This is a genomic window from Streptomyces sp. NPDC002790, assembly GCF_040295505.1.
Lineage (GTDB): Bacteria > Actinomycetota > Actinomycetes > Streptomycetales > Streptomycetaceae > Streptomyces.
Window position 1 is genome coordinate 1 of sequence record NZ_JBEOVM010000228.1, and the last position, 3,267, is coordinate 3,267.

Sequence of the window (3,267 nt, forward strand, 5' to 3'; positions counted from 1 at the left end):
GGGGGGGCGGTCGGGGGTTTTTTCCGTGGGTCGCCCCGCCCCGTTCAGCGCAACGGGGTTGACGCCTCGGGGCTCCGCCCCGGACCCCGCGCCTCAAACGCCGGCGGGGCTGGAAAGATCGGGGCTCTGCCCCGTACCCCGCTGCTCAATCGCCGCAGGGGCTTGATTGGCTCACCCGTCGCCGGGGCTTGAGCAGATCACCCGTCGGGGGGTGGGGGCTTGAGTTGCTCAGCCGTGGCGGGGGGTGATCTATCAAGCCCCGCCGGCGATTGAGGCGATCCTTCCAGCCCCGCCGCCGTTTGAAGCGATCTTTCCAGCCCCGCCAGCGTTTGAAGCGATCTTTCCACCACCGCCGGCGATTGAGGCGATGCTTCCAGCCCCGCCGGCGTTTGAGGCGCGGGGTTCGGGGCGGAGCCCCGAGGCCGGGGGGGGAGCCCCGAGGCCGGGGGGGGCGATGGGGCGGCTGTTCGATCGGCGCAGGGACCTGGAGGGGTTACGCGAGGGCCTCCTCGCGGGTGCGGGCCGGGGGGATGTGGGGGGGGTCCGATTCGCGGTGGGCCGGGTCGCGGACCTCGCCGACGAGGAGTTCCAGGACGTCCTCCAGGGCGACGAGGCCGAGTACCCGGCCGGAGGCGTCCGCCGCCTGGGCCAGGTGGGTGGCAGCGCGGCGCATCACCGTGAGGGCGTCGTCCAGGGGAAGTTCCGAGCGAAGGGTCGCCATGGGACGCCAGAGCTGCTGCGGAACCGCGCGGTCCACATCGGGGCCGTCGATCAGGTCGAGGACGTCCTTGACGTGGAGGTAGCCCATGAAGGCGCCGTCGTCGGAGCAGACGGGAAAGCGGGAGTAGCCCGTGCGCCCCGTCAGCCCGATGATCTCGGCCGGGGTGACCGCGGGGCCGACCGTCACCAGGGAGGCACGGTCCAGCAGTACGTCCGTCACCGGGCGGGAGCCCAGTTCCAGGGCGTCACCCAGACGCTCCTGCTCCTCCGGGGCCAGCAGTCCCGCCTGGCCGGAGTCCTCCACGAGACGGCCCAGCTGCACGCTGGTGAAAACCGCGTCCACCTCGTCCTTGGGCTCGACCCGGAACAGCTTGAGGATCAGCCGGGCACAGGCGCCGAGGGCGATCGTGACCGGCTTGCAGAGACGGGCGAAGGCGACGAGGCCGGGGCTGAACCACAGCGCCGTCCGCTCCGGGGCCGCCATCGCGAGGTTCTTCGGGACCATCTCGCCGATGACGAGGTGGAAGAAGACCACGGCCACGAGCGCGAGCGCGTACCCCAGGGGGTGGATCATGCCGTGCGGGACGTGGGCCGCTTCGAAGACGGGTTCCAGGAGGTGGGCCACGGTCGGTTCGGCCACCGCGCCCAGGGTCAGCGAGCAGACGGTGATGCCGAACTGGGCCGCCGCCATCATCTGCGGCAGGTGCTCCAGGCCGTACAGGACCTGCTTGGCCCGCTTGCCGGGGATGGGTTCGATCTGGCTTCGGCGGACCGAGACCAGAGCGAATTCGGCTCCTACGAAGAAGCCGTTCGCGAGGACCAACAGGGCCGCGAAGACGAGTTGCAGCGCGCTCATCGGGCCGCCTCCAGGAGCGCCGGCTTCGGGGTGTCCGACGTACGTACGATGCGGACGCGTTCCGCCCGGTAGTGGTCGACGGCGCGTACGGAGAGGCGCCAGCCGGGAAGTTCGGCCTTGTCGCCGGGGGCCGGGATACGGCCCAGGAGGTCGGCGACGAGCCCCGCCACCGTCTCGTACGGGCCCTCGGGGACGTCGAGGTCGATGCGGCGCAGGATGTCGACGCGGCAGCCGCCGTCGACGTCCCAGGCGGGGCGGCCGTCCTCGGGCGGCGCGACCGCCAGCTCCGGCAGGTCGAGACCGTCGTGCTCGTCGCGGACCTCGCCGACGAGCTCCTCCACGATGTCCTCCAGGGTGACGACCCCGGCCGTGCCGCCGTACTCGTCGACGACGACGGCGATCGGCTGCTCGCTGCGCAGCCGGGCCAGCAGAGGCTGTACGGGGAGGGTCTCGGGGACGAGCAACGGTGCCTGCGCGATGCGGCCGACCGGCGTGCGCAGCCGTTCGTGCGCGGGCATCGCGAGGGCGTCCTTGAGGTGGACCATGCCGATGATCTCGTCGATCCGCTCCCGGTAGACCGGGAAGCGGGACAGGCCCGTGGCACGGGTCAGGTTGACCACGTCCTCGGCGGTCGCGGACGCCTGCAGCGCGCTGACCTTCACGCGCGGCGTCATGACGTGCTGCGCGGTCAGCCCGGCGAGGGAGAGGGTGCGGACGAACAGGTCGGCCGTGTCCTGTTCCAGGGCGCCCGCCTGCGCGGAGTGCCTGGCCAGGGAGACCAGTTCGCCCGGGGTGCGGGCGGAGGCGAGTTCGACAGCGGGCTCGACGCCGAGCGCGCGGACGACTCGGTTCGCCACCGCGTTGAGCAGGGCGATGACCGGGCGGAACAGGCGGGAGAAGGCGTGCTGCGGGCCGGCCACGAAGCGGGCGACCTGCAACGGCTTCGCCACCGCCCAGTTCTTCGGCACGAGTTCGCCGATCACCATCTGCACGGCGGACGCGAGCAGCATGCCGATGACGACGGAGAGGCCGCCGACGGCGCCCTCGGGCAGACCGATGGCGGTCAAGGGACCGCGCAGCAGCTCGGCGAGGGCCGGTTCGGCGAGCATGCCGACGACCAGTGAGGTGATGGTGATGCCGAGCTGGGTGCCGGAGAGCTGGAAGGACAGCTGCTTGAGGGCGTCGACGACGGTGCGGGCGCGCTTGTCGCCCGCGGCCGCGGCCTTTTCGGCGTCGGGGCGTTCCACGGTGACGAGGCCGAATTCGGCCGCCACGAAGAAGCCGTTGGCGAGGATCAGGAGGAAGGCGGCCGCGAGGAGCAGCAACGGGATGGTCATGCCGCCGCCTCCGGGGACGTCAGCGCGCGGGGCGCGTGGTGTCGGGAGGGGGCGGCGCAGGTACTACCGGACGATCCGTCCATCGCTGGAGGGAGTCACTCCTTGGTGAGCAGGAGCCCTTGGCTCCGCCTTGGGGGCGGGGTGGGGGCGGGGCGGCGCTTGTGGCCGCCCCGGGACCAGATTAATCAAGCCGGGGCCCGAAGTGTCAGGGGCTACACCCTCCGGAGTCCCCGGCACCGTGACTCAATCGCCGGCGGGGCTTGATTTTCAAGCCCCTGCGGCGATTGAGCAGACGGCCCACCGGCCCGACGCCTCGGGGCTCCGCCCCGGACCCCCCAGCGCAAACACCGCACA

Annotated in this window: 2 protein-coding genes; both read right to left on the reverse strand. The window is 72.0% G+C overall.

The features are described 5' to 3' along the window. Positions 1-493: 493 nt before the first annotated feature. Entirely contained in the window at positions 494-1,576 is a 1,083-nt protein-coding gene (locus tag ABT004_RS36215) for a hemolysin family protein (RefSeq protein WP_351346074.1), read from the reverse strand. Beyond that, entirely contained in the window at positions 1,573-2,913 is a 1,341-nt protein-coding gene (locus tag ABT004_RS36220) for a hemolysin family protein (RefSeq protein ID WP_351346077.1), read from the reverse strand. Before ABT004_RS36220 ends, ABT004_RS36215 begins: the two co-directional genes overlap by 4 nt. Between the last annotated feature and the right edge of the window lie 354 nt (positions 2,914-3,267).

What these genes read in the sequence shown, in the direction of transcription:
- ABT004_RS36215 (WP_351346074.1), bottom strand. Translation starts at nt 1,576, where the DNA reads ATGAGCGCGCTGCAACTCGTCTTCGCGGCCCTGTTGGTCCTCGCGAAC.
- ABT004_RS36220 (WP_351346077.1), bottom strand. Translation starts at nt 2,913, where the DNA reads ATGACCATCCCGTTGCTGCTCCTCGCGGCCGCCTTCCTCCTGATCCTC.